This window comes from Tindallia californiensis (assembly GCF_900107405.1).
Taxonomy (GTDB): Bacteria; Bacillota; Clostridia; order Peptostreptococcales; family Tindalliaceae; genus Tindallia; species Tindallia californiensis.
This window is the reverse complement of sequence record NZ_FNPV01000006.1, coordinates 122,837-148,980: the sequence shown is the minus strand read 5'-3', so window position 1 is coordinate 148,980 and position 26,144 is coordinate 122,837. Positions and strand designations below refer to the sequence as shown.

Below are 26,144 nucleotides of genomic sequence, written 5' to 3'. Positions count from 1 at the left end.
GGAATTGGAGTGAAAAAAACATATAAAGTATATAAGCGAAGAAAGGTTAGATAGCATGCAAAAAGTAATTAGGGTAGAAATAGCTGGTGGCGCAGGGTCTGGAAAAACAACGATGGTACAGATGGTCAAAGAGGAATTGGAAAAGAAAGATGCTTCCGTTATAATAAATTACAGAGAAAATACCAATTCTATTTTGGGTAGAGGAAAGAGAATTGGAAGAATTATGCTAAACATGATTAAAGATATAAAAGTATCTAAAGGACTCTTTGCTATTGCCATACTTTGCTTAAAAAAAGCTTACAAAGCCAACGTCGTTGAAAGGGCATTTTCGGCATATGCTATTAATTTCTATCGTTATCACAATATGCAGATACAATTGCAGGATCAAGCAAGCTTTTATCAACTTAAAAAGCTTGAAAAAAGTATGACAGAAAGAGATTTCAATGAGTTGTTGGAGAGAATGATACTTCCTGATTTAATAGTTTTACTTGACGTTTCGGAGGAAACAAAGTTTAGAAGAAAAGCTTTGAGAAAAAAAGAGGAAAAAATTAAGTATGATCGGGGAACGGATGCTTTAGTTACTAAGTATTCTGAAATGACAGGTCTATATAAAACAAATGGGTATGCCAATGACGAAATAAAAGAAATTTTAAGTAGTTATCATAAAAAAGTAGAAAACATTCATATGTCGGATGAAGATTTGCTGGAAATAGTGATAAAAGCAAAGGAAAGAAAACCTTTAGAACAAATAGCAAAAGAAAAAAGACTGCTTCAGCGGATTGCTTGTAAAAGGAAAACCGCAACTTTATTGCTTGACAATGAAACGGATGAAATGGCGAATCGAAATGCAACAAAAATTTGTAAATGGATCGCAACATATATTGATTCAGGAAGTTAGGAGAGAAGCAATGAGAGTATTGATGGTGCAAAAAGATTTCATTCCAACAGTATTGGAATCGTAAAAGCAGTAAAAAAGCATGGATGTGATTTTTGTGATTGTGCATGAAAAAAATGATGGTGTGACGTAGGAATACTCGGTTATAAGTCCTAAATTAGTACCATACAGGTATGTTTCCGAATTAATATTCAAAGTACATAGAAATAAAAAAGCGTATCATCGCTATAGCTTTCCACATATTAGACTGCTCTTAAATAATATCAATAAAATTAAGTCTGATGTGGTAATCCTAAAAGAAAAATGGATAACGGGAGTAGTTTTATGCCATATCCTAAGAGCTACCCAACAATACTACCTATTCAAGACCACGTAATGTGAAAATACGATTCTTATATGTTGGGAAATGGAACGGTGAAAGAAAGCGACCAGAATGGATTGTCGATGTGATCTCAAAGGCTGATATAACAAGAGAAGTGGAAATTGAAGATTTATTGGGAAGAGATCCGGTTAATCTAGATATTGAGCTAATAAGTAGCTATATCTGTGAAAGAACAGTAATGATAACGGGAGCTGGTGGTTCTATTGGATCGGAACTATGTCGGCAGATCGCTGAGTTTCGTCCTGCGAAACTTGTCATGCTGGATATATATGAAAATCATTTATACGAACTTCAATTAGAGCTGCGGAATAAGTATCCGAATCTGACGATAAACGTATGGATTGGTTCTGTGAGAGATATGGACAGAGTGAGGGAGTTGTTTTTTATGGAAAGACCAGAGGTGGTTTTTCATGCGGCAGCACATAAGCATGTTCCTTTAATGGAGGACAGTCCGGTTGAAGCTATTAAAAACAATGTGTTTGGCACGAAGAATGTGGCTATTTCGGCTCATGAAGCAAGTGTTAAAAAATGTGTGATGATTTCTACAGATAAAGCGGTTAACCCTACCAGTGTTATGGGTGCTAGTAAACGACTAGCAGAGATGGTGGTTCAAGCATTGGATGAAGACAGTGAAACGGAATTTGTATCTGTTCGCTTTGGAAACGTTTTAGGTTCTAGTGGAAGCGTGATTCCTCTTTTCAAAAAACAAATTGCTGAAGGAGGACCATTGACGGTTACTCACCAAGAAATGATCCGTTATTTCATGACAATACCGGAAGCTGTGCAATTGGTAATTCAGGCTGGAGGCATGGCATGTGGTGGTGAAGTTTTTGTATTAGATATGGGAGAACCGGTTAGGATTATGGATCTTGCAGAGAATCTTATTCGGTTGAGTGGTTTTGAACCTGGTGAAGATATTGATATTAAAGTGACTGGTTTGAGACCGGGCGAGAAATTATTTGAAGAATTATTGTTGGATACTGAAGAAATGGAAGCAACGGTACATAAAAAAATATATATTGAAAAGCCGCTAGGGAAAAATTGGGATACATTAAATCAGGAATTATGTCATCTTTCTAAAAAAATGGAAGAAATGTCGATGGAAGAAGTGAAAAAAGCAGTGATGCAGCTAATCGATAGCTATGATCCAACAGGGCGAAGGGTGTGAGAGTTAGAATGAAAATACTGGTAACGGGAGGACTAGGCTATGTTGGCAGTCACACAGTAGTAGAGTTGATGCGAGAAGGTCATGAAGCAATTATAGCCGATAATCTTGTTAACGCTAAGGTGGAAGTTCTGGATAAAATACAATGCATTACGGGGAAAAAGCCTGTTTTTTATCAGATTGATGTGACGAAGGAATCAAAACTCCAACGTCTTTTCAGTGAACATAAATTGGAAGGTGTTCTTCATTTTGCAGGCTTAAAGGCAGTAGGAGAATCGGTGGACCGTCCGTTGGATTACTATCAAAACAATATTTTATCGACCATTGTATTGGTAAAGGTGTGTCTCAAGCATCGGATAGATAAGTTTGTGTTTAGTTCTTCAGCCACGGTTTATGGAGATCAGCCTTCGCCTTTGGTAGAAGATATGGAACTAGGGAAAACGGTGAATCCTTACGGAGAAACAAAAGTAATGAGTGAAAGAATCCTGACGGATGTTTCTAAAGTGAATCCTACTTTAGCCATTGCTTCGCTAAGGTACTTTAACCCTATAGGAGCCCATGAAAGTGGATTAATTGGTGAACGGTCTGTAGGAACTCCTAATAACGTGATGCCGCTGATCAATAGAGTAGCAAAGGGCAAACAGGAGAAGCTTAAGGTTTTTGGCGGGGATTATAACACTATCGATGGTACAGGAGTTCGTGACTATATTCATGTGGTAGATGTTGCCAAAGCCCATGTTAAGGTAATTGAAAAGATAAAAAAAGGAGTCCGGGTTTATAATTTAGGTACTGGAAGAGGCACATCTGTTTTAGAATTGATACAGGCTTTTGAAAAAACAAACGGAGTCTCTATCCCTTGGGAGTTTACGGAAAAAAGGGCTGGAGATATTGCTGTAGCATATGCAAATGTAGATAAAGCTAAATTAGAATTAGGGTGGAAAGCGGAGCGTAGCATAGAAGATATGGTGAGAGATGCCTGGGGATTTGAATGTCAAAATCCGATCTAAGTACGATCTAAGTACCTGTAGAAACTGTTCCTAAAAAGAGTATAAAAACCTAAAAACCGTAAAAATCTCGAACTCGTCGGTGCCAGTCACCTGAGTTATTGAGTTTTGTAATATTCTGACAATACTTCCTAACAATACTTCCGTTAGCCATCACTATGATTTGTAACTGCTATAAATCTACCCTGCCTGAAGTACTCTGCCTGAAGGATGTATTTAGAGAAGAATCGAGTAGCTAGAGATTCAGTTAATTAACTGAATCTCTAGCTACTCGATTCTTTTAAGAGGCAAGACACATCGATAACGAAGATACAAAACTCATACAAAATTATTGTATTTGTATAAAAGTATATGATATACTAATGATGAGGTGAAGATTATGGAAGTGAGTTTAGAGAGTTTAATATCCTATGAAAAACTAAAAACTGATCTAGATGATGTGTTTGAAGTTGTCGAGAAAAATGGCAAGGTGGTCATTCTAAAAGATAACGAGCCACTGTACATTCTCTTGAAGTACGACCCAAAGGCAGGTCCTATAGAAAAAATATTAGCGCCTTCGACTCCTAAGCTGACATTACAAGAAGCCATGAAGCTAGTTCTAAAAGATACCGAAGGAAGGAAAATGCATGCCGCAGAGCTTGCGGATGAAATATATAATAGAAAGCTGTATTTAAAGAAGGACGGAACCCAAGCGAAGTATAACCAAGTCCGTGCAAGGTGTGGCCATTATCCGGAGATGTTTGAAGCTTTACCTGGAAATGTCATTCAGCTGAAGGAGGGTGTAGAATAATGGATTTCGACAAATGATGGGATCAGATCTTTCATGCAGCAACCCATGAGACTTTCAATGTATCGACTGTTCCGCAGAATCGCAGAACACCTCTGTGGTTTAAAGTTTATACAAAAAATGAATATTTGTACGTGGACAACTCAACGGATAAAAGCCCTTCAGTTCAGTTAAGCAACGCCAGGAGAATCACGAAAGATGATTTTCTAAAGGTCGCTGCATACTATGAACGGTGGAAAAATGGAGAAACACATCTGCGTCAGGAAGTAAGAGAGCAATCAATGAATACCGCTTATATCTTTGGGTTGATATCTAAGTTTTCAAACTCATGATTATTATTTTTTAAGAATGGGGAAACTAAATCTACGCGTCGCTATACAGACGTATAAAAGGTGTTGAATATGAAAGCAGAGAATCTGAAGAAAATAATCAGTCAAGGCGAAAGCATTACTGTAGAATTTAAAGAAAGCAAAAAGAAGATAAATAAAGATGTATATGAGTCTGTCTGTGGTTTTCTAAACCGTTATGGCGGCCAGCTATTTCTTGGTGTCAAAGACAATGGTGACATTGTAGGTGTTGATGAAGATTCTGTAGAACAAATCAAGAAGGATTTTGTGACATCAATTAATAACCCGCAGACCCTAAGTCCTACCTTTTATCTGGCTGTGGAAGAAGTAGAAGTAGACGGGAAAATTATTCTTTATATTCATGTACCGGAGAGTTCCCAGGTACATCGCTGCAAAGGGAAAATCTTTGACCGGAACGAAGATGGTGACTTTGACATCACCAACAACACAAATCTGGTATCTGCACTGTATATGAGAAAACAAAGTACTCATACAGAAAACAGGATCTTTCCCTATGCTGAAATGGAAGGACTGGAGTCTGAGTTATTTACAAAGGTTAGGAAACTGGCTGGAAACCAGAAGGATAACCATCCGTGGACTTCAATGAAAGATATGGAAATCCTAAAGAGTGCAGGCCTCTATTTAATGGATCCTAATACTGGGAAGCAGGGTATTACGCTTGGAGGCATTTTGATTTTTGGTAAGGAAGAATTGATTCATGCTGCTCTATCTCATCATAAAACAGATGCCATTTTACGCCGGGAGAATTTGGATCGGTATGATGACCGGGATGATGTTAGAGTGAATCTTCTAAGAAGCTATGAAAGGTTGATGCAGTTTATTGCGAAGCATCTCAATGACAAATTTTATCTCGAGGGTGATCAGCGTGTGAGTTTAAGGGATAAGATTTTCAGAGAAGCGATTTCAAATTTACTGATTCATAGAGAGTTCTCAAACCCATTTCCCGCCAAGCTGGTGATAGAGAAGGACAGGGTCTACATCGAGAACAGCAACAAGCCTCATGGGAACGGCATCATTGACCCGGAGAACTTTTCGCCATATCCTAAGAATCCAACGATTGCAAAGTTATTTAAAGAGATCGGATGGGTTGATGAGCTTGGCTCAGGGGTTAGAAACATATACAAATACAACCGGATTTATTCAGGAGCAGACCCAGAGTTTATCGAGGGGGATGTATTTAAGACGATTATTCCGTTGACCGTCCAAGCTACCAACCATGATACCAACCAAGATACCGTCCAAGATACCAACCAAGATAATGAGGATATTAAAGGGTTATTAGAGTTTTGCAGGACCCCACGAACAAGGGAAGAAATGCAACAGTTTATGGGGCTTAATAATAGAGGACATTTTAGACAGAAAATACTTAATCCTTTAATTAAAGGAGGTCTTCTCAAAATGACCCTTCCCGACAAGCCAACAAGCAGAAATCAAAAGTATTACTCTAACAGATAAATGGAGAGCTCATCACAATGTGGTGGGCTTTTGTCTACCACCTAAGCTAACCCTAAGTTGATCACCTAAGCTGAACAATGTAGAGGAAGCGCTTCATTAGATGTTTCATACCCATTAATACGGTTTCTTCCATCCGGAGATTCCGAACTTAGACTCCGTATCGGCGGGTTTTCCAATTTGGTCAAGCCCAAAAAGAGTAAATCTAATTTAAAAGCGATTTGAGGAGCAAAAGCACCAAATGGTCCTAGGGGTCCAGAAATAAAATAAAAGCCGTTACAAGGGAAAATAAAGGCCCAATATTTTCAGGAACTATTAAAAATCTATGCTTTAGAAAGGGCAGAATTGATAATCAGAGTACTTAACAGTGGAAATTTGTAAATAAGCATAAGGTGGAAGAGTATCTGCAATAAACGGATCAAGCCTCATATATAGACGATTTTAAGCTCATTACTGCGTGATGGGCTCTTTTTTTGCGCCTAAATCCGGGTTTTTGGGCGAAAATGAAAGTTTTTTCTTGACATTTATAAAGGATGTAGTTTTGTTTTTATTCATCGCGATTCAAGGCGTAAAAGAGAAATTCGAAACAGAGAATATTATCTTTTCTCCAGAATTTTTGAGAGAAGGTAAGGCACTATATGATAATCTTTATCCTTCAAGAATTGTAGTGGGAGAGCAATCTGAAAGAGCAAAAGTTTTTTGAAAGAGCAAAAGTTTTTGCTGAACTTCTAGCACAAGGTGCTATTAAGAAAGATGTTCCAACTCTTTATAGGACGTGTCTGGTGCCTGTCACCTGACTTATTCTAAAGTATTTTTCTGCAATAGGTGTATAAGTTACTGGAAGCATTATTAAGTCTCCGTTTCTTCATCACCGAAAATATCATCCGTAGGATCGGCATAATCCGTAGAGGCTAACTTTGCAATTTCATCAGCTTCATCAATGAGTTTTTCAACAGCGGGTCTGATCCTTCGGTTCATCTTTCTAAATTCAGTGAGTAATTTTTCATCGGAATATCCTTGTTCAATTAAATCAGCTAAAATTTCTTCAGCAAAAGCAGAGTCTTCTCTTCTTGTTGGTGTAAGTATCAACATACCATTCGAGTATATACACTCAAGTTCTTTGTCTAGACCTAAAGCTTCAAAATACTTCGCTGGTATGGTGATTTGCCGTTTGCTTGATATGGTAATACGACGTTTTTCGATATGTTTATCCATCTCATTTGATTTCGCGATTGCCATTCGAATACACTCCTTTCTAAAAAAGCTAAAGTAAGGAAACCAAGTTTCCTTACCCACATTATAAGGCGAAGGACGTTTTTGTCAATAGAATAAATAGAATAGGAAGCACAACTCATCGGTGCCAGTCACCCGAGTTATTATAGCAACGGCATCAGACACTTATGCAATTCTAAGTGAAGTAAAGAGAAGTTTCAGCTTGATCCGCCTATGTGGTACAATAAGGTGGGAGGTGTTGCCAATGGGTAGAAAACCACGCGTGGAATACCGCGGTGCCGTCTATCATGTCATTCAGCGAGGCAATAACCGAGAATACATATTTCGAAAAAAACAGGATAAATTTTTCTTGCTGGAGCATCTGAAGCATTACAGGGAAGTGATGGACTTTGACATCTTAGGGTATGTCATCATGGATAACCACTACCATTTAATGCTGAAAACCGTGGACGCACCCCTCAAAGACATTATGCACCGGATCAATACCCGCTTCAGCAAGCAGTTCAATCGGCGAAACAAACGCTCCGGCCATGTATTTGAGAGTCGATACAAAAGCCTGCTGGTCATGGACGATTCCTACCTTTTATCTTTGTTGCGATACATTCATCAAAATCCGGTACAGGCAAAGATTTGTCAAAGAATTCAGGATTATCCCTGGAGCAGTGACCGGTTTTATCGCCGCAACGAAGGCGATAATCTGGTGGACATAGAATTAATCCTGGAACGTTTCTCAGTAAACCGAGGTCATGCGGTTGCAGCCTATGTTCGGTTTATGGATGAGGCAGAAGCTGAAAGTGAAGCCGTCTTTGAAAAAGGAGATGTGGTAGGCCAGCCGCCACCGAAGCTGGACCAGCACCGGAAACCAAAATCCGAGCAGCGCAAGAGCCTGGAAGCAATCCTGAAGGCGGTTGCCGGAACATCAGAAAACTGCCGGGCGATTTTATCAGGGTCCCGAAAAAGGCACTTAACCGCATTAAAGCAGCAATTTATCACCGAAGCCCTTCATGCGAATTACCGAATGAAAGAGATTGGCGAATGTTTGGGCATCAGTGGTCAGCCGACCATCTCAGTGGTAGGGCTGGGAGACACAGCGGTGAAAGAGGCCCGGGAGCGGGTGGAATCGGCTCTGACGGACGGTGACTACATCTTTCCTCAGATGAAGGTGGTCATCAACTTGACGCCGGGCAATGTGAAAAAAAGTGGTTCGCATTTTGATCTGCCTATGGCATCGCCCCTTTCGGTCACCGCACCATAATGCTTCCATGGTGGTGGTTTAGATGGCGGGGCAGAAAGAAACACTTTACTGGCTGTGGCTTCGGCTGATTCCCGGAATCGGGCCGGTGGCCCAACGGCGGTTGCTGCAGCATTTTGGATCGCCGGTCAGGATATATGAAGCCGACGAGGTAGACCTGGAAAAGGTTTCGGGGATTGGACGGACCTTGGCGAGAAAAGTGCTGGACTCCCGGGAACTTTCCAAGGCAGAACGCTTATTGGAGACCATGGAGAAAAAGGGGATTCACCTTTTAACCATCATGGATGAAGGCTATTCAGATAGAATGAAAGTAGACCCAACAGACTTCGGGAATCTGTATTGAAAGCGGCAGCCTATCTTCGAGAGCTGGAAAACAAGCAGACAGGTGTTGAATACCTGGAAACCTTTATGCGGTATGTATTTAGTGCCGCCCATAAGATGACAAAAGCCGATTTGGAAAAAATAGTGAATGAAATGGCTAAGGAATACCCTGAAGGGAGAGAAGTAACCATGACACTAGCAGATATCCTTCGAAAAGAAGGCATAGAAGAAGGCATAGAAGAAGGCATAAAAAAAGGGTGAATGGAAGGAGAAACGCAGGCATTGGTAAAAGCAGCACTTCGCCTGTTAACGAAGAAATTTGGGCCTCTATCGGAACCGGTTCGAAAAAAAATACAGGAATTGGATGCGGCAACATTGGAAGTAATGATTGACCAAGTGATGGATTATCAAAGTTTGGATGATGTAAAAAAATACTTGATGTGATCAGGCAAAAACCACAGGGAGCTAACGAATCTCTGTGGCTTTTTAGTCCATTCATTCCAGACGACAAGTAGATGGTGCCTGTTCTTCACAAAGTAAAATTAATGAAGATGCTATGGTATGGCGATAGTGTTAGCTATAAAAGAAGAGGAAAATCTATAACTGGTCTAGTGTATAGCGCTTTACCTATGGGTGCAGTACCAGAGGGATATGAACAGATTTTAGATTTGGATGGTGTGGAATTTGAAACAGTTCTATATGATTTAGATCATTTAGATCGCATGGGCTATAAGTTTTACTCGGTTGAAGGTTTTCAAATCAAAGAACTAACTCCACCGTACTCCAGGTATTGATTGAATTTTTCTTGAAGGCTGCCAGTGAGAAAGACGGTTGACATCCATGAGAAACCTCTGTAGAATGAGTTCTATTATATTCTGAATAATTATAAATTGATGTGCATGATTCAATTAAACAGAAAACACTAAAGGAGAGGACAAAATGGATGGAGTATTAGCGTTAGCCGTAGTATGCAGCATTTTTGCAATAGGAGACTTTGTATCTATTAAAACCAGGGCGATTTGTTCGATGATGTTTGCTTCTTCAGCAATTTTACTGGTAGGCTTTTGGGTAGGGTTGCCTACCAGCATTTTTAACGATGCGGCACTTTTGGGAATTGGGAACATCTTAGTAGCGTTTTTAATTACTCATATGGGCACCTTGATGGATTTTCATCAACTGAAAAAACAATGGAGAACCGTGGTAATATCCGTAGGAGCCGTAGTGGCGATTGGGGCATTTATATCTCTGGTAGGAGCACCTATCTTAGGCAGAGAATATGCCATAGCCGCCGCTCCGCCTATTTCTGGTGGCGTGGTTGCGGCAATTATTATGGGAGAAGTAGCGGAAGCTAAAGGACTAGAAACCTTAGTAGTATTTACGGCCTTACTGGTAGTAGTACAGGGCTTTTTTGGATATCCGGTGGCGTCTATTATGTTGGGTAAAGAGTCTAAAAAGATTCAGAGATTATTTAGAGAGAATAAATTAACAGGACAGGTGGAAACTAAGCCGGAAGAGAAGGTTACGGATGAAACCACTGAAACCACTGAAACAGAGAAAAAGCCTAAGCATAAATTTGTTCCGGAACTTCCTGAAAAGTATCAAACTCCCTTTATTTATCTGGCAAAATTGGGGCTGGTAGCTCTCTTAAGCTTTCAAGTGGCTACATTATTGAATGATGTGGTACATCGGTTGGTAATTGCTCTTATCATGGGTATTATTGGTAGAGAGACAGGTTTTTTAGAAGAGAATATTATGGTGAAGGCCAATGCCTTTGGACTTGCGATGGTAGCCTTAATGTCCGTTATCTTTGCGAACTTAACAAGTGCTACGCCGGAGATGGTATTGTCCTTGGCGATGCCTCTGGTCATTAGCTTATCCTTGGGGCTTATCGGGATTGTACTGGCCAGTGTTATTTTAAGCAAAGTAGTAGGGTATAGTCGGGAAATGTCAATAGCCATTGGGGTATCCGCATTGTTTGGGTTTCCCGGAACCTTTATTATTTCCAAGGAGGTAGCTACGGCCGTGGGCGAAACAGAAGAGGAAAAGCAAGCAATCCTGAATGAAATCTTACCTAAAATGCTGGTGGCAGGATTTGCTACGGTCACCATTGCATCCGTGGTATTGGCAGGATTTATGGCGAAGATGCTTTAATTTCAAATAAATAACGAATAGAGAAAAAGCGAATAAAAGTGCAATGACTGCTGTTAAGCAGAAAATCATTAGGAGGAGAGATGAAATGAAAAAAACCTTATTGAAAGGCGCTACCTTAATAGATGGAAATGCAGGGGAACCCTTAGAAAATGCGGTTATGCTGATTGAGGGAGAACGGATTAAGCAAATTGCCAGAGAAGGGGAAATTCAGATAGAAGATGAGATGGAAGTAGTGGATCTCACTGGAAAAACCCTTATGCCAGGGATGATTAACAGTCATGTGCATATTTTGATGGAGCCGGTGGGAGACCCTTTTTCTTTAATGACAACAGAATCAGCCACTAAGACGACTCTAAGAGGCGTGGCGAATCTTGAAAAGCATCTGAAGTCCGGTGTGACTTATTTTAGAGACTTAGGAGGATATGGTCATATCGACGTAGAGTTAAAAAAAGCGGTTGATGAAGGCTTTATTAAAGGGCCGGAATTTTTAGCGGCAGGTAAAGTAATTGCGATGACTGGTGGTCATGGTTGGCAAATGGGTCGTGAATGCGATGGGTTGGAAGAAGTTAGAAAAGCTACGAGAGAACAGCTAAAAGCAGGCGTTAATGTGATTAAAATCATGGCAACCGGAGGAGTGATGACGGCGGGGGTAGAACCGGGTTCGCCACAGCTAACCCTGGAAGAGATGGCGGTTGCTGTGGAAGAGGCCAATAAAGCCGGCCGAAGAACCGCCACTCATGCTCAGGGTACCACAGGAATAAAAAATGCTATTTTAGCAGGAGTAAACTCAGTAGAACATGGTATTTTTCTGGACGATGAAACCATTGACTTGATGGTGAAAAGAGATGTTTACCTAGTTCCTACACTGGCGGCGCCTCACTGCATTATAGAAGCTGGGGTAGAAAAGGGGGTACCGCTGCAGGCGGTAGAAAAGTCTAAAAAAATCATGGGGACTCACTTTGAAAGCTTCCGCAAAGCAAGGGAAGCAGGCGTAAAGATTGCCATGGGTACCGATGCAGGGACACCCTTTAACCTGCATGACAATACGGTCTTAGAGCTAAAATTGATGATGGATGGTGGAATGACAGGGATGGAAGCTATCCAATCCTCCACAAAAACAGCCGCAGAGCTTTTGGGAATTGAAGAAAACTATGGCAGCTTGGAAGCTGGCAAAGTGGCAGACTTTATTGTATTGGAAGAGAATCCGCTGAAAAACATCGAAGCACTGGATAAGATCGAGCAGGTTTACAAGAAGGGAAAAAGAGTGACCACCACTAGGGAGGCTTAAAAAGAGAAAAAAGAAATAAGGCCTATCTTGACTAAGTATTGTAAAAAATTGAAATTGTTTTATGAATGATTTGATACCTGATGAAGTTTCGTGAAGTCCCTACTTTATCCTATACCCAAGCAAGAAAAAAAGGGAGGATAAAACATGCTATTATTTGAAAATTTTGTGGCTAAAGGAGCCGAATTAGCTTGGGGTTCGTTCACGATTCTTTTATTGGTAGGAACAGGACTTTATCTCAGCATCGGAACCCGCTTTGTGCAGTTTCGTAAAATTGGCACAGCCATAAAATCGCTTTTTGACAAAAACGATGAACAGGAAGGGGATATCAGCTCCTTTCAAGCACTGATGACATCTTTAGCCGCCACCATTGGAACAGGTAATATTGTAGGCGTATCCTCGGCCATTGTTTTTGGAGGGCCGGGAGCTGTTTTTTGGATGTGGGTCAGTGGTGCTATCGGCGGCGCCACCCGTTTTGCAGAAGCCTTATTAGCTGTTAAATATCGGGTAACCAATGAAAGTGGTGAAAAATCAGGCGGACCCATGTATTACATTGAACATGGAATGAAAGAACAGTATGGGAAAAACATGGCCTGGTTGGGAAGCACCTTTGCTTTCTTTGGCTTTATCGCATCCTTTGGTACCGGAAACATGGCTCAGGCCAATTCGGTGGCGCAGTCCTTACAGGTAACCTTTGGCGTTAATACCATCGTCTCTGGCTTGGTAATGGTAGTGTTGGTAGGATGTGTTATTTTAGGTGGCGTTAAAAGTATCGGAAAAGTAACGGAAAAAGTGGTGCCGACCATGGCATTAATGTATATTACAGGATCTCTTTTTGCGATTATTTCAAACTATCATTTGATTCCATATGTCTTTAATGTTATCTTTGCAAACGCTTTCACTGGTGCGGCTGTAGGTGGTGGTGTTTTGGGAACAGTGCTTCGAATGGGAATTGCCCGTGGTGTTTTCTCCAATGAAGCAGGGTTAGGAAGTGCTCCTATTGCCCATGCTGCTTCAAAAAATGACAATCCTGTAACGGAAGGAATTACGGCTTCCTTAAGCACCTTTATTGCTACCTTGGTAGTATGTTCCATGACAGCCTTTGTCATCCTTATTTCACCGATGGTGGTGATGACAGAAGCTGGTGTGATGGAAATCGAGGAAAGCCTTCGTGGTGCTGCCTTAACAACCGTGGCCTTTGACTCGTTGCTACCCGGAATCGGTGGGTATATCGTTTCTTTAGGATTAGTATTCTTTGCCTTTTCTACGATTATAGGATGGTATTATTATGGCGTGAAATGTGCCGAATACATTGGCGGTTTGAAAATCACAAAATTTTACACTTGGGCATGGATCGGGCTGGTATTTATCGGAGCGGTGATTCCTTTGGAAATTGTTTGGGGATTATCGGATATGTTTAACGGACTGATGGCCTTGCCTAACCTCATTGGATTGATCGGCCTGAGCCCTGTGGTATTTGCCATGTTGAAAGAATATGATGAACAGGAAGCTCTTAAGGCGAAGACTCCTTCCGTTAAACCAATACCTTCCAATGTGTTGGAAGGAGTACGTCGTCAGTAAAGAAGTGAAGGCGTAGGGAAGTGAAGAAGTGAAAAGAAGTGAAGAAGTGAAAAGAAGTGAAGCAGAGAAGTAGAGAATGCAAAAAACTAAGCCTATTGCTAAGACTGAACAGAAGACCTAAACGTGGCAAAGCTCCAATGTTTAGGTCTTCTTTATCTGTATAAACAGCCTTCTCCTGTACAAACAGCTTTCTTGTTTGTGAAGCACTTTGTAAATCACTTTGGAATTTGGTAGAATCATAATAGTCATCCTGCGGAAAGCCAGAGGGTATAGGTATTACCTCAAAATGGTCGTGGGATAAGTCTGGCTCCATGAGCAGAGAGGTGAGGCTGTGAAACAGATGGTGAAACAGATGGTAAAACAGATGAAACAGTTAGGATTGGTGGCGCTACTGATAGGCATCGCTTCTCAGTTCTATCTTAACTTTTACATTACAAACTTTCATTTTTCCTTTGCGGCCATTTTATTTCCTGTGATTATCTATTTATATGATGAAATAAATCCCTTTTACGTTGGCGTGGCATCAAGCCTTTCGTTTTTTCTCTTTCGGTTGATGGCTGGTCAGCAGATGATGGATCTTTTTCCGGAAATGACCTTTTACCTGCTTTACGGGGGCATCTTTTTTCTGGCAAAAAAAGTTCAAAAGCCTCAAAACATGGAAGAACTTTTTTTACTAGTGCTATTTTCTGATTTTTTTGGCAATGTATGGGAGGTATACCTGCGGATTGGAAGTAAATTTTTTACAGAAAACTTATTTGTGCTGCGGGGGTTATTGCTAGCAGCATTGATACGAGCCAGTATCGCAATGATCATTATCATTGCTCATAAGCATTATCGCATGTTTCTCATTCGAGAAGAGCATGAAGAACGCTATAAAAAACTCCTATGGTTTACGGCGCGTCTTAAAACAGAAGTGTATTGGATGGAAAAAAACATGGATCATATTGAAAAGGTCATGAGTCGCACTTATCAGCTTTTTACCAATATTTCCGAAGAGAAAGAAAGAGAAAATTGGAAAAATCAGGCATTGGATATTTGTAAAAACATTCATGAAATCAAAAAAGAATATGATGTGGTGGTGCGTGGAGTGGAAAGTGTTTTGGAAAACCAGATGGTAGATCCGGGCATCCATTTTCATGAGCTGATTCAGATCTTAAAGGAGAGCATGGAGGTTCAGATACAGGAAACAAAGAAAAACATTACGTTGCATTTCAGATACCAGGAGGATTTTTATACGAAACAGCATTATTACCTGATGTCTGTGCTTAGAAATTTGATTACCAATGCAATGGAAGCAATTCCTAAACAGGGAAACATTTTGGTGACTCATTACAAAACAGATAACGACCACTGCTTTATGGTTCAGGACAACGGTGTTGGCATTGTAGAAGAAGACAGGCCTCATATTTTTAATCCGGGATTTTCTTCTAAAATTGACTATCAGACAGGAGAGGTTAATCGAGGGCTGGGGCTTAGTTTGGTAAACAATATTGTGGTGGACGGCTTAAAGGGCAGGATCAGGGTACATTCCAAAGAAAATAAAGAAACATGCTTTGAGGTGTTTATTCCCGTTGGTCAATTGGAGGGAGACGAAAATGAGAATATTTCTGTTGGATGATGATATTCATGTGTTGCGTATCATAAAAAAAATTATTCAGGACTGTCAGTTGGGAAATGTGATAGGTACGTCCACATCGGCACAAGAAGGAATGGCAGGGATTCATCAAATGCAGCCAAACTTAGTGCTTATTGATTTACTGATGCCTGAAAAAGATGGATTGTCAATCGTGAAGGAGTTGAAGAAAGATTATCCTGAAATGGAATTTATTATGATCTCTCAGGTAACGGCAAAGGAAATGGTAGGCAAAGCCTATGCTTATGGGGTCGAATACTTTATTCATAAGCCGGTGAATGCGCTGGAAGTAGAGAAGATTCTTCTGAAAGTAAAGGAACGCATGGAAATAGCCAAAACGTTTCAGCAAATTCAGTCCATTATGGAACAAAAACCGGCAGCAGGCAAAGTAATCGAAGATAAAGCGTGTATGAAGCCTCTGGAGCAAGTGCTAATTCAACTGGGCATTATGGGGGAAAAAGGGAGTCAGGATATCCTGCGGATTTGTCAGTATTGTGTGGAGAATCAAATCGATTTATCGGATTTCACCTTGCGGGAACTATGTGAGGAAGTGTCTTCCAAACCAAAGTCCATGGAACAAAGAATGCGGCGTACCGTCTCTTTGGCCATGTCTAATATAGCTCATTTAGGAATCGAAGATTTTATGAATGAAACGTTTGTAAAATATTCCAGTACGCTTTTTTATTTTGAGCAGATGCGGAAAAGAATGGACTATATTCGCAACAAGTCCAATAAAGATGGCATTGTGAATATTAAAAAATTCATTGCCAGCCTCATTATTTATTGTGAAAACAAGTAAGGGATCCTCATGAAGTGTGATTGCAACAAAGCCGCAGAGATCATTTAGGTCCTGCGGCTTTGTCTACGTCCTGTTTTATCCGATTGATGGAACTTAGTACTTTCTTAAATATCGCTTATCATCTTCAGCGTCTTGTAGAAAATCAAAATCTTTAACAATATAAGTAGAGGAATTGGTAAACCAGCTTCGGCTAAAGTCTCCGGAAGCATAACTGGTGGAATGGGACCGCTCCGTTTGCATAACACCTCTTTCGCTGTCATAACGGCCATAAGCATGAGTAATTAGTTCGGAACCATTGTCTTTGATCGAGCGGCGTGTAAATAAATACCGGCCGTCAGATTCTCTTTCAACGTACGCATAGACATCATAATAATCAGAAGTGCCTGCGGTTGAGGTAATACCATGCCAGGAACCAACAAAAGGATCATCTTCTAAGGGTGCGATATAGAGTCGGTCATAGAGCTGCTTATCTTCAGGAACAACGGAAACAAAATCTGGCTCCTGATATTGTTCTGCTTCTACATCGATGAGCTTTAAGATATCTTGGTCAGAATTCAACTCAACAATTCTTCCGTCGGAATATCGGACATGATAGGTATCGAAGTTGACCCGGAAGTTGGTGATAAAGGGATCTTTGCTCTCCAGATAATATTTTATAGGATAATATTCGCTGGAATCAAAGTCTTCTCCAATAGCCGCTATTTTTGTATCCGGATCAAAGGAAATAGCCTCTCCAAAAAGTTCTGCAATGGCCCGTAGAGGGACAAAAGTTCTTCCGTGCCTGATTCTGGCGGGAGCATCCAGCATTAAGGTATCGCCATTGACAAAAACAATATTGGAATCAATAATTAAATTCATGGTAGTATTATCTTGAGAAACAATAACCTGACGGTTGGCGCCGTCCCAAACTACTTGATATCCTAATTCTTCAGCAATAAAGCGAAGAGGTACGTAAGTTCGGTTTTCCTCAAGAAATGGATAAACATCACTCATTACATAAAAATCGTTGATCCAAATTTTGATTGTTCTCTCCGGACTTCTTTCAGCAAAAACGTCAGCCGGACTTAAAACAACCATGATCATTACCAGCAAAAGCAACAATATTCTCTTTCTCTTATTCATCCTAACCATTCCCTTTCCCAATAAATTATTTTGATGCTTTTTCCAGGCTGTTCAGGCTTTTTTAGTAAAGATTTTGGGCCTTTTGAGCTTTCAGACGAATCGAGTGTGATCGTCAGAAAAATTTTATTTCTTTCAGGGTTGCTTGTCAAGTAAATAAAGTCAGATTTCCAAAAGAGAAAGGGTATGGTATGATCGGAAGGAAGAAAAAGCAGGGCATAATGGCAAGTTATAAACAGAAGGCTTAGCGGTGGTAGTCATCGTATGAAAGGAGGATATGGATGAGAAGGCTTTCAAATAATATTGACGTAAAACGAAGAAACAGGAATCAAATATTTCGTTATGTGAATAAGCATCAGCGAATTTCAAAACCGGAAATTAGCCATGCCTTACACCTTAGTATTCCAACGGTACTACATATGATCAACGAACTTTTGGCCATGGGGCTGGTAAAAAAAGATGGTGAGCTGCAATCAACCGGCGGACGAAAGGCGGTGGCCATTTCACCAGTCCATGACAAAAAATCTTCTATTGGAATTGATATTACCCGAAACCATATAGGCTTGGTTCACACAGATTTGTCAGGTCAAGTCTTAAAATATACCCGCTTATCTAAACCTTATAAGAATGACTCGGCTTATTATAAAGCGTTAGGTGCTATGGCAATGGATTTTAAGAAAGAAAACATCAAAGAGGAAGATGCTTTTTTAGGTTATGGAATTTCTGTGCCGGGAATTGTTGAGCCGGAGATGGAGAGAATAAAGCATTCGCATGCGCTGGGGATTACCAATGTGGCGTTTCATGTGTTCACTCAGTATATTTCCGGTGATACGATTTTTATAAATGATGCCAATGCGGCAGCTATTGCGGAAATTTATAATGATGACCAGCCTTATGACGCACTGTACTTATCACTTAGTAACAGCGTTGGTGGAGCTATCATTAAGAATAGTGATGCTCGAAGTAATGAAGACAATCAGATTCATGACCGATTATATCTGGGCGATAACTGGCGGGGCGGGGAGGTTGGTCATACCACTTTGGTGCCAGGCGGTGAAAAATGCTACTGCGGAAAAAATGGATGCTTTGATGTCTATTGTTCTGCTGAAAAACTGGCGAATCTAACGGAAGGTAAGCTGGGCATTTTTTTTGAAGAGTTAGAAAAAGGAAACAAAAACTTTCAAAAGATGTGGGAGGAATATCTGGAATATTTAGCCATTCAAGTCAATAATTTACGGATGATTTTTGACTGTAAAATCATTATAGGCGGATATGTAGGAAGCTTTATTGACCCTTCCATTGAAAAACTACGGGAAAAAGCGGCCAAAAGAAATACCTTTGAAAAGGATGCTTCTTATATTGTGCCTTGTCGATATCGATATGAAACGTCGGCACTGGGAGCGGCACTACAGCATATTGAAAAATACATCAGCTCCGTGTAAAAAAAGGATGAGGAACACAGAGGATGTTTTTACTAATTCGAGAATTTTCAGACAAAACCCTTGACAGCTCTCGGGAGAAAATGGTATTGTTTAGATACTTTATTAAATAGTTTAATAAAGTTGCGAAGGGATATAAGGGCAGTAGTAAAAAGGCCAGAGCTGGAAAGTTTAGTAGCTAGCCAAACGGATGTCTCAAAGCAAACAAGGAAGTTAGGAAAAACAGTGGGGTAAGAAAAGGTATTTAAGGTGAGAAAAGTCAAGAAAGAAAAAAAGGGGGAAATGTAAGGTGAAAAGAAAAACAGGCATATTAATGTTGGCAGTTATCATGATGATCACGGTGCTTGCAGGATGTGGCAATCAAAATGATGCAGAAGTTACAGAGGATTCGGCAGGAATGGTAGTGGGAATGGCAGTCCAGGACTTAAGCAATCCGATTTGGTCTGGGGCGGCTCAGGCATTGCAGGCACTTGTAGAAGAAAATGGTGGAGAAATGAGTTATGTGGCCTGTGACAGTAACGTAGCCACGCAGATAGAACAGGTAGAAAACTTTATTGCCAGAGGAGTAGACGCATTGGTAGTTCATGCGGCAGATCCAGCAGGAATAGAAACAGTGTTGGCTGAGGCAAGAGAAGCTGGGATCAAGATCTATGCATGGGATGATAATTTAGAAAACGCGGACATTGCATGGTTGATTGATAATTATGAATTAGGATATATGATTGGAGAACATGCGGCGGCATGGGTAAACGATCATCATGATGGAGAAGCAGAAGTAGCGGTGCTTAATTACCCACAATTACCAATCCTTCTGGAAAGAGGAAATGGCATTGTGGATGCGATAGAAGCCTTGGCTCCCGGAGCTACTATTGTGGCAGAGCAAAGTGCCATTAACGTATCGGAAGGGCAGTCTGTGATGGAATCGGTTTTTCAGGCATATCCTGATGTCAAAGTGGTGGCAGCTATTGGCGGTGGTGGTGCCGTAGGTGCTAATGAAGCCGCAAAAGGTGCAGGAAAATTGGCGGATGATTTCGGTATTTTTGCGGCGGATGCTACAGATCCGGAAATTGCAGCCATGCAGGCAGGCGAAGGTAACAGAATGTCTGTACTGATTACTGGCGGAGCAGAAGAAATAGCAGAAGAAATCTATTACTGGTTAGAAAAGCTGGTTGCCGGTGAAGAAGTTGAAGGCGAAGTATACCGTGAACTAATTCCAGTTACCCAGGATAACTTGGAGGAACACGGATTCTAAGTGATTCTCATCGAGAACACGGTTTGGATAGGTTTGCTAAATGGGATAGTTTCAGGAAACTATCCCATTTAGTGTATAATCAGATAAACCTACAATGAAAATAAGGGGTAATCTCATGAGTGATACAAAGCCAATATTAGAACTCAGGAACATTACAAAAATATATCCGGGCGTCACAGCCTTGGACGATGTCAGCATAGAGATTGAAGAAGGAGAAATCCATGCGATTGTTGGAGAAAATGGGGCCGGCAAATCGACTTTAATCAAAACCTGTACGGGGGCGGTGATCCCTAGTGGAGGGAAGATCGTTATCAATGGCGAAAGCTTTACGGAGATGAACCCAAAGCTTTCTGTGGAAAAAGGGATTGCTGCTATTTATCAGGAATTTAATCTTGTAGGTCAGTTGTCGGTGGCCGAAAATATTTTTCTGGGAAGAGCTATTAGAAAAGGAATACTGATTGATCGTGGAGCAATGGTGAAGGAATCAAAAAAGATTTTTGAACAGTTTCATATGGATATTAATCCGAACAAATTGGTCAGCGATTTGACGATAGGTTATCAGCAGATTGTTGAGATCGCAAAAGCCATGTCACAAAAGGCAAAAGTGCTCATTATGGATGAACCTTCAGCGCCCTTGACCAGAAAAGAAGCAGAAGCCATGTATCAGATCGTTCGTCAGTTAAAGGCGGCAGGTGTGACAATTATTTATATTTCCCATAGAATGGATGAAATCTTTAAGCTTTCTGATCGGATAACCGTATTACGAGACGGAAAAAAGATAGAGACGTTAATGGCGAAAGAAACAAACCTTGATCAGATTGTCAAGCGAATGGTAGGAAGGGAGCTAAAAGAAAATTATCCGAAACGTTCGGTGAAACCGAGAGATCGAGTAATCTTTCAAGTCGATGGGTTAACGGGCAATGGCGTGAAAGATATTTCTTTCCAACTAAAAGAAGGCGAAGTTCTGGGTATCGGTGGTTTGATCGGAGCTGGCAGAACAGAGTTAGCAGAACTTTTATTTGGTGCTAAAACTCCCGAAAGCGGAAAAATATGCTTAAAGGAAAAGGAAATATTTCCTAAAACTCCCAGACAAGCCATCGATTACGGCATTGCTTATGTCCCGGAAGATCGTAAGGGAAAAGGCGCCTTATTGGATATTAATATCAGAGGCAATATCAGCATTTCGATTGTGAATAGGCTATCAAAATTTTTTGTGGTGAATGAAAAGGAAGAAAATCGGATAGCAGAGTCCTATCAAGAAAGTATACGGATAAAAACACCGAACTTAGAGGAAAAGATGAAGCATCTTAGTGGCGGCAATCAGCAAAAGGTGATCATTGCCAAGTGGCTTGCCACCAACCCAGAAGTGATTATTCTGGATGAACCGACAAGAGGAATCGATGTAGGTGCAAAGTTGGAAATATATAAACTGATCAACGCATTAGTAGAATCCGGGAAAACGATTTTAATGATTTCTTCAGAAATGGAAGAATTGCTGGGAATGTCAGATCGTATTCTGGTATTATCTGAAGGTAAAATAGCCGGCACTTTATCGAAAGACGAATTTTGCCAGGAAAAAATAATGACTTACGCTTCCATTGTAAGTAGAAAGGAATAGGATATGAAGCATATTGAATCATTCAAAAAATATGGTATTTTCATGGTTTTGGTGGCTCTGATGACTTATTTTTCCTTTGCCTCCAGTTCTTTCCTTAGTACCAACAATTTATTTACCATCGCACGACAAGTTTCGATGCTAGGGATCGCCGCTGTAGGCATGGCATTTGTGCTTCTCATTGGTGGAATAGATCTGTCCATCGGTTCACAAGTGACGCTGGTAAATATTGTAGCGGCTTGGCTAATGGTAAATGCTGGCATTCATCCAGTATTAGCCGTACTTTTAGCGCTGGCGATGAGTACCTCCATCGGATTTTTTAATGGATGGATTATTTCAACCATTAAGATGCCTCCCATCATCGTTACCTTAAGCATGATGATTATTCTGGAAGGAGTCGCTTACTTAGTCTGTAAAGGACTGCCAATTTTTGGATTCCCCAGTTCTTTTTCTGTCATAGGGCAAGGATATGTAGGGATTATTCCAATACCGGTGATTATTATGGTGGTTATTATGGGATTAGGAGCGTTTATTCTTAACCGAACCTATTTCGGAAGGTATTTTTATGCTGTTGGTGGCAATGAAGAGGCGGCGGCCTTATCTGGGATTAATGTGGTCAGGGTAAAGTATTTGGTGTATTCTTTGTCTGGCTTGTTTGCAGGCATTGCAGGCATTGTGATGCTATCAAGAACCAATTCCGGCCAAGTGCTTGTCGGAAAAGGTTTTGAATTTGAAGTTCTGACAGCCTGCGTCTTAGGTGGTGTCAGTGTTAATGGTGGTCAGGGTAAAATCTCTAATGTATTTGCCGGGGTTTTAATGATAGGTGTCCTTAGTAATGGACTGGTGCTGCTGAATGTCAGCCAATTTACGCAAATGGTTATCAAAGGCAGCGTTTTGTTACTGGCTGTTGCCTTTGACTCTATTCAGAAACAACAACGGAATAAGAAGATAAAAGAAAAGAAAACCGGAGCAGAAACGAGCTCTGATGGGTAAAAAACACAAAATATTACAATAGAGGTGTAGGCAATGAAAGAAAAAATGAAAGAAAAAATGAAAGTAGCTGTGATGAAAACATTAGGCGTTATCGAATATGTAGAACGACCGGTTCCTGCTGTGAAAGAGGACGAAGTGCTGGTAAAACTGGAATATGTAGGGATTTGCGGTTCGGATATGCATTATTATGAAACAGGACAGATAGGTCCATACAAGGTAGAGGCTCCTTTTGTTCTAGGGCATGAAGCCAGCGGTAGAGTGGTAGAAATAGGAAAAAACGTTCATCATTTGTCCAAGGGAGATAAAGTAGCCTTAGAACCAGGAATTACTTGTGGCACATGTGATTTCTGTAAAAAAGGAACCTACAATTTATGTGCAGAAGTAGAATTTTTTGCAACGCCTCCTTACGATGGGGTGTTTCAGGAATATGTAAGTCATAAAGCGGATTTATGCTTTAAGCTGCCGGAACGGGTATCTACCCTGACAGGTGCTTTGATTGAACCTTTGGCCGTAGGCATGCATGCGGTTAACTTAGGGAAAGCAGAAGCTGGGCAAACGGTGGTAGTAACAGGTGCCGGAGCCATCGGATTAGTGACCATGCTTGCGTTAATCTATAAAGGTGTTAACAGAGTGATTGTAGTGGACGTTTTGTCAAAACGGTTAGAAAAGGCAAAGGAACTAGGCGCTACCCATGTGATCAATGGCGCTGAGGAAGATGCGCTTCAAAAAATCATGGAGCTGACGGATGGAAAAGGGTGTGATCTGGCTATTGATACAGCAGGAAGTGAAATAACGGTTAATCAGATGATTCATAGCGTGAAAAAAGGGGCACGGATGGTGCTGGTTGGGTATAGCTCTTCTGAAAAAATGAGCCTGGAAATGAATGTAGCTTTGGATAAAGAACTGACTTTCAAGACCGTATTCAGATATCGACACATCTATCCCATGGCCATTGATGCAGCCAGTAGCGGAAAAATTAATCTGGAGGGTATTGTGACGGACATTTTTGATTTTGAAGAGGTGCCGGAAGCCATGGATTCCAGTTCAAAACAAAAGGCGGATATTGTAAAAGCCGTTATTAAATTTCAGAAAGGAATCGATGGACCATGAAACCCAGAATTTTGTCTTTGGGAGAAATCCTGATTGACTTTACACCGGTGGCAACCAATGGGAAAAACCCCAGATTTGATCAAAATCCAGGTGGTGCTCCGATGAATGTATTGGCAGCGGCATCTAAACTGGGAATCCATACAGAGTTCATCGGTTGTGTAGGGAATGATCAGTTCGGGCATTTCCTCCTTGATTTTTTGGAAAAGCAAGGTATTGGAAATTCACATGTGGTTCTGTCGGAGACCCACCACACTACCTTAGCCTTTGTTCACTTAAAGGAAAATGGTGAACGGGATTTCAGTTTTTATCGAAAACATGGTGCCGATCTGATGTTGCGGGAAGAAGATATTAAGGAATCCTTTTTCAAAGAGACGAAGGTGTTTCACTTTGGATCGCTGTCTTTGACGGCGGATCCTTCCAGAAGCGCAACCAGAAAAGCCATTGCCATAGCAAAAAAGAAACAGTGCATCATAAGTTATGACCCGAACCTTCGACCTCCCTTATGGGATTCTCTGGAAAAAGCAAAAGTCCACATTCTTTCCGTGATGAAAGAGGTGGACATTTTGAAACTGTCAGAAGAAGAATTGATGTTTCTGACAGGTATAAGCGACATATCGGAAGCTTCTGACCGTTTGTATCAGGACTATAAGCTTCCGTTGATGATCGTCACCATGGGTGAAAAAGGATGCGCATTACGAAGAGGAAAAGAGTTTGGTCAGGTAGAAGGTGTTGCTGTGAAGGCAGTAGACACCACGGGCGCTGGTGATAGTCACCTTGGTGCGATGCTGGCACAGTTTCTGACAAAAAAGCATTATGCGGTCGCTTCTTTTGAAGAACTGCTCACCTACGCCAAATTTGCCAATGCCTACGCTGGTTACGTTACCACCAAGTTTGGAAGTGCGGAAACAATGCCTGACAAAGAAACCGTTACCAGATGGGCAGAATCATCCCTATCGTTCTTTAGGGATTAGGTGCCATACCCGCTTACAGCTCCATGAAAGAACTCCGCCGAAGAAAGCTGGCAAAAGCCAGGCCAGGCCATATTCACTGAAAGGAATCATCTCCAGCCATCCTTCCACTTTTCGGTGGGAAATACCCAACAATAAAAGAATGTCCAGAAGACGTAAAGACAGGACCCCAACCACACTGCCAACATAAGCATCTTCTAAAGAAACCCATCGTTCCAGTAAATTTAGGATAATCAGCACAATGACCACCGGATATAAAATATCCAGAATAGGTCCTGCAAACTGAACAATTCGATCGATTCCCGCATTGGCCAACAGAGCACTGAAGATCACCGTTGCCGACACCAACCAGCGGTAAGGCAAACGGCCTCGGGACAAATGCTGAAAATAATGACCAACGGTAGTGGTGAGTCCGACGGCTGTCGTTAAACAAGCTAAAATCACCACGATGGCCATAGAAGCCACTCCGATTTCTCCCATGGACATATGCGTCACACTGGTTAACACGTCACTTCGGCTGGCATCGGCAGGTAGCATGCTCATGGCATTAGCACCCAGAAGAATCAATCCACCGTAAATGGACGCTAAAGCGATTCCGGCGACACAGCCAGCTTTAGAGGTAATGGAAATCACTTCCTGCTCCTGATAACCCCGAGCTTTAACGGCGGTTACGATGGTTCCGGCAAAAATGACGGAGGCTAAGGCATCCATGGTTTGATAACCTAATAAAAATCCATCGGCAAAAGGCGCTTGCATGGTCGAAGTTGTTGGAACGCCGGAGGGGAAGAAAATACCTTTTATGATGATGCCCAGCAGCAAAAAGAGCATCACTGGCGTCAGTATTTTTCCCAACTTATCAATAACATTGGTAGGATTAATAACTAACCATAAGGTTACGGCAAAAAAGAGCAGAGAAGAAAGGATTGCCGGCACTTGTGGGAAAAGAGACAAAATACCTAATTCATAAGCTGTAGCAGCCGTTCGGGGGATGGCTACCAGAGGACCAATGGTTAGAATAATGGTGGTTGTTAGCAAGGTGGCAAAAAGGGGACTGACCTTTTCCGCAAGAGCTTCTGTCTTTCCGCCGGCGGTGGTAACGGCCAAAATTCCTAATATGGATAACCCTACCCCGGATACTAAGAAGCCAGTAGCAGACCGGATCCACCCATCTCCTGACTGAAACCCAAGAAAAGGCGGAAAAATCAAATTTCCTGCCCCAAGAAACATTGCAAATAAAGCAAACCCAATGATCATGATATCTTTTGACTGTCTTGACATAATAAGCCTCCTGTTTCTATTAAGCTTCCCGTTTTGATTAGCCTATTCTTAGCCATACCGAG

25 protein-coding genes are annotated in these 26,144 nt (G+C 41.1%); 22 read left to right on the top strand and 3 right to left on the bottom strand.

What is annotated here, in order from left to right:
• The first annotated feature begins 55 nt into the window (after positions 1–55).
• From BLV55_RS09725 to BLV55_RS15020, 6 genes are all read left to right on the top strand, one after another.
• Positions 56–898, top strand: a complete 843-nt coding sequence (locus tag BLV55_RS09725; RefSeq protein ID WP_093313849.1) for a nucleoside/nucleotide kinase family protein — start codon at positions 56–58, stop codon at positions 896–898.
• Between the two features lie 374 nt (positions 899–1,272).
• The gene (locus tag BLV55_RS09720) at positions 1,273–2,445 is read left to right on the top strand and encodes a UDP-N-acetylglucosamine 4,6-dehydratase family protein (RefSeq protein ID WP_093313847.1); all 1,173 of its coding nucleotides are present in this window, start codon (positions 1,273–1,275) and stop codon (positions 2,443–2,445) included.
• Entirely contained in the window at positions 2,442–3,449 is a 1,008-nt protein-coding gene (galE, locus tag BLV55_RS09715; protein WP_330386606.1) for a UDP-glucose 4-epimerase GalE, read from the top strand. Before BLV55_RS09720 ends, galE begins: the two co-directional genes overlap by 4 nt.
• Before the next feature lie 376 nt (positions 3,450–3,825).
• Positions 3,826–4,236, top strand: coding sequence for a hypothetical protein (locus BLV55_RS09710; protein ID WP_093313843.1), 411 nt, complete (start codon positions 3,826–3,828; stop codon positions 4,234–4,236).
• Positions 4,237–4,634: 398 nt separating this feature from the next.
• Positions 4,635–6,056, top strand: a complete 1,422-nt coding sequence (locus BLV55_RS09705; protein WP_093313841.1) for an RNA-binding domain-containing protein — start codon at positions 4,635–4,637, stop codon at positions 6,054–6,056.
• A gap of 457 nt (positions 6,057–6,513) precedes the next feature.
• Positions 6,514–6,756, top strand: a complete 243-nt coding sequence (locus BLV55_RS15020; RefSeq protein ID WP_408645585.1) for a hypothetical protein — start codon at positions 6,514–6,516, stop codon at positions 6,754–6,756.
• Between the two features lie 146 nt (positions 6,757–6,902).
• Here the strand turns inward: BLV55_RS15020 and BLV55_RS09695 are convergent, their stop codons facing one another.
• Complete coding sequence (locus BLV55_RS09695) at positions 6,903–7,292, bottom strand: AbrB/MazE/SpoVT family DNA-binding domain-containing protein (RefSeq protein WP_093313839.1); 390 nt, start codon at positions 7,290–7,292, stop codon at positions 6,903–6,905.
• 238 nt (positions 7,293–7,530) lie between these two features.
• On the opposite strand from BLV55_RS09695, the gene BLV55_RS09690 reads away from it, so the two are divergent.
• From BLV55_RS09690 to BLV55_RS09645, 10 genes are all read left to right on the top strand, one after another.
• Entirely contained in the window at positions 7,531–8,541 is a 1,011-nt protein-coding gene (locus BLV55_RS09690) for an REP-associated tyrosine transposase (protein WP_093313837.1), read from the top strand.
• A 22-nt stretch (positions 8,542–8,563) separates the two neighbouring features.
• On the top strand, positions 8,564–8,881 hold the full coding sequence (locus BLV55_RS09685) for a helix-hairpin-helix domain-containing protein (protein WP_093313835.1): 318 nt from the start codon (positions 8,564–8,566) through the stop codon (positions 8,879–8,881).
• Positions 8,878–9,120, top strand: a complete 243-nt coding sequence (locus BLV55_RS09680) for a hypothetical protein (protein ID WP_093313833.1) — start codon at positions 8,878–8,880, stop codon at positions 9,118–9,120. Before BLV55_RS09685 ends, BLV55_RS09680 begins: the two co-directional genes overlap by 4 nt.
• Complete coding sequence (locus BLV55_RS09675) at positions 9,121–9,303, top strand: DUF4351 domain-containing protein (protein ID WP_093313831.1); 183 nt, start codon at positions 9,121–9,123, stop codon at positions 9,301–9,303. It abuts the gene before it with no gap.
• Positions 9,304–9,374: 71 nt separating this feature from the next.
• Positions 9,375–9,653: a Panacea domain-containing protein gene (locus BLV55_RS14965; protein ID WP_093313829.1), complete on the top strand. Its 279-nt coding sequence runs from the start codon at positions 9,375–9,377 to the stop codon at positions 9,651–9,653.
• Between the two features lie 145 nt (positions 9,654–9,798).
• Positions 9,799–11,010, top strand: a complete 1,212-nt coding sequence (locus tag BLV55_RS09665; protein WP_093313827.1) for a hypothetical protein — start codon at positions 9,799–9,801, stop codon at positions 11,008–11,010.
• 85 nt (positions 11,011–11,095) lie between these two features.
• Complete coding sequence (locus BLV55_RS09660) at positions 11,096–12,298, top strand: metal-dependent hydrolase family protein (RefSeq protein WP_093313825.1); 1,203 nt, start codon at positions 11,096–11,098, stop codon at positions 12,296–12,298.
• Between the two features lie 144 nt (positions 12,299–12,442).
• Complete coding sequence (locus BLV55_RS09655; RefSeq protein WP_093313823.1) at positions 12,443–13,876, top strand: alanine/glycine:cation symporter family protein; 1,434 nt, start codon at positions 12,443–12,445, stop codon at positions 13,874–13,876.
• A gap of 340 nt (positions 13,877–14,216) precedes the next feature.
• Complete coding sequence (locus BLV55_RS09650; protein ID WP_242870102.1) at positions 14,217–15,494, top strand: sensor histidine kinase; 1,278 nt, start codon at positions 14,217–14,219, stop codon at positions 15,492–15,494.
• Positions 15,472–16,308 (top strand): response regulator, encoded by an 837-nt coding sequence (locus tag BLV55_RS09645; protein WP_093313819.1) that lies wholly within the window; start codon positions 15,472–15,474, stop codon positions 16,306–16,308. The genes BLV55_RS09650 and BLV55_RS09645 overlap by 23 nt, the downstream gene beginning before the upstream one ends.
• Positions 16,309–16,401: 93 nt before the next feature.
• Here BLV55_RS09645 and BLV55_RS09640 read toward each other — a convergent pair whose 3' ends face one another.
• The gene (locus BLV55_RS09640; RefSeq protein WP_176968355.1) at positions 16,402–17,430 is read right to left on the bottom strand and encodes a copper amine oxidase N-terminal domain-containing protein; all 1,029 of its coding nucleotides are present in this window, start codon (positions 17,428–17,430) and stop codon (positions 16,402–16,404) included.
• Positions 17,431–17,708: 278 nt separating this feature from the next.
• Here BLV55_RS09640 and BLV55_RS09635 point away from each other — a divergent pair, with 278 nt between their 5' ends.
• The 6 genes from BLV55_RS09635 (at position 17,709) to BLV55_RS09610 (ending at position 24,807) form a co-directional block, all read left to right on the top strand.
• Entirely contained in the window at positions 17,709–18,869 is a 1,161-nt protein-coding gene (locus BLV55_RS09635; RefSeq protein ID WP_093313815.1) for an ROK family transcriptional regulator, read from the top strand.
• A 286-nt stretch (positions 18,870–19,155) separates the two neighbouring features.
• On the top strand, positions 19,156–20,118 hold the full coding sequence (locus BLV55_RS09630) for a sugar ABC transporter substrate-binding protein (RefSeq protein WP_093313813.1): 963 nt from the start codon (positions 19,156–19,158) through the stop codon (positions 20,116–20,118).
• Positions 20,119–20,233: 115 nt separating this feature from the next.
• On the top strand, positions 20,234–21,736 hold the full coding sequence (locus tag BLV55_RS09625) for a sugar ABC transporter ATP-binding protein (RefSeq protein ID WP_093313811.1): 1,503 nt from the start codon (positions 20,234–20,236) through the stop codon (positions 21,734–21,736).
• A gap of 3 nt (positions 21,737–21,739) precedes the next feature.
• A complete protein-coding gene (locus BLV55_RS09620; protein WP_093313809.1) occupies positions 21,740–22,726 on the top strand; it encodes an ABC transporter permease in 987 nt (328 codons plus the stop codon).
• A gap of 33 nt (positions 22,727–22,759) precedes the next feature.
• The gene (locus BLV55_RS09615) at positions 22,760–23,836 is read left to right on the top strand and encodes an NAD(P)-dependent alcohol dehydrogenase (protein WP_330386605.1); all 1,077 of its coding nucleotides are present in this window, start codon (positions 22,760–22,762) and stop codon (positions 23,834–23,836) included.
• Positions 23,833–24,807 carry a carbohydrate kinase family protein gene (locus tag BLV55_RS09610; protein ID WP_093313807.1) on the top strand — a complete coding sequence of 325 codons (975 nt, stop codon included), beginning with the start codon at positions 23,833–23,835 and terminating at the stop codon, positions 24,805–24,807. Before BLV55_RS09615 ends, BLV55_RS09610 begins: the two co-directional genes overlap by 4 nt.
• Here the strand turns inward: BLV55_RS09610 and brnQ are convergent.
• Positions 24,787–26,082, bottom strand: coding sequence for a branched-chain amino acid transport system II carrier protein (gene brnQ / locus BLV55_RS09605; protein ID WP_093313805.1), 1,296 nt, complete (start codon positions 26,080–26,082; stop codon positions 24,787–24,789). The genes BLV55_RS09610 and brnQ overlap by 21 nt on opposite strands.
• Positions 26,083–26,144 lie beyond the last annotated feature (62 nt).

Coding starts and splice junctions, on each gene's coding strand:
- BLV55_RS09725 (WP_093313849.1), top strand. CDS start 56: ATGCAAAAAGTAATTAGGGTAGAAATAGCTGGTGGCGCAGGGTCTGGA.
- BLV55_RS09710 (WP_093313843.1), top strand. CDS start 3,826: ATGGAAGTGAGTTTAGAGAGTTTAATATCCTATGAAAAACTAAAAACT.
- BLV55_RS09705 (WP_093313841.1), top strand. CDS start 4,635: ATGAAAGCAGAGAATCTGAAGAAAATAATCAGTCAAGGCGAAAGCATT.
- BLV55_RS15020 (WP_408645585.1), top strand. CDS start 6,514: ATGGGCTCTTTTTTTGCGCCTAAATCCGGGTTTTTGGGCGAAAATGAA.
- BLV55_RS09695 (WP_093313839.1), bottom strand. CDS start 7,292: ATGGCAATCGCGAAATCAAATGAGATGGATAAACATATCGAAAAACGT.
- BLV55_RS09690 (WP_093313837.1), top strand. CDS start 7,531: ATGGGTAGAAAACCACGCGTGGAATACCGCGGTGCCGTCTATCATGTC.
- BLV55_RS09685 (WP_093313835.1), top strand. CDS start 8,564: ATGGCGGGGCAGAAAGAAACACTTTACTGGCTGTGGCTTCGGCTGATT.
- BLV55_RS09675 (WP_093313831.1), top strand. CDS start 9,121: ATGGAAGGAGAAACGCAGGCATTGGTAAAAGCAGCACTTCGCCTGTTA.
- BLV55_RS14965 (WP_093313829.1), top strand. CDS start 9,375: ATGGTGCCTGTTCTTCACAAAGTAAAATTAATGAAGATGCTATGGTAT.
- BLV55_RS09665 (WP_093313827.1), top strand. CDS start 9,799: ATGGATGGAGTATTAGCGTTAGCCGTAGTATGCAGCATTTTTGCAATA.
- BLV55_RS09660 (WP_093313825.1), top strand. CDS start 11,096: ATGAAAAAAACCTTATTGAAAGGCGCTACCTTAATAGATGGAAATGCA.
- BLV55_RS09655 (WP_093313823.1), top strand. CDS start 12,443: ATGCTATTATTTGAAAATTTTGTGGCTAAAGGAGCCGAATTAGCTTGG.
- BLV55_RS09650 (WP_242870102.1), top strand. CDS start 14,217: ATGGTGAAACAGATGGTAAAACAGATGAAACAGTTAGGATTGGTGGCG.
- BLV55_RS09645 (WP_093313819.1), top strand. CDS start 15,472: ATGAGAATATTTCTGTTGGATGATGATATTCATGTGTTGCGTATCATA.
- BLV55_RS09640 (WP_176968355.1), bottom strand. CDS start 17,430: ATGAATAAGAGAAAGAGAATATTGTTGCTTTTGCTGGTAATGATCATG.
- BLV55_RS09635 (WP_093313815.1), top strand. CDS start 17,709: ATGAGAAGGCTTTCAAATAATATTGACGTAAAACGAAGAAACAGGAAT.
- BLV55_RS09625 (WP_093313811.1), top strand. CDS start 20,234: ATGAGTGATACAAAGCCAATATTAGAACTCAGGAACATTACAAAAATA.
- BLV55_RS09620 (WP_093313809.1), top strand. CDS start 21,740: ATGAAGCATATTGAATCATTCAAAAAATATGGTATTTTCATGGTTTTG.
- BLV55_RS09615 (WP_330386605.1), top strand. CDS start 22,760: ATGAAAGAAAAAATGAAAGAAAAAATGAAAGTAGCTGTGATGAAAACA.
- BLV55_RS09610 (WP_093313807.1), top strand. CDS start 23,833: ATGAAACCCAGAATTTTGTCTTTGGGAGAAATCCTGATTGACTTTACA.
- brnQ (WP_093313805.1), bottom strand. CDS start 26,082: ATGTCAAGACAGTCAAAAGATATCATGATCATTGGGTTTGCTTTATTT.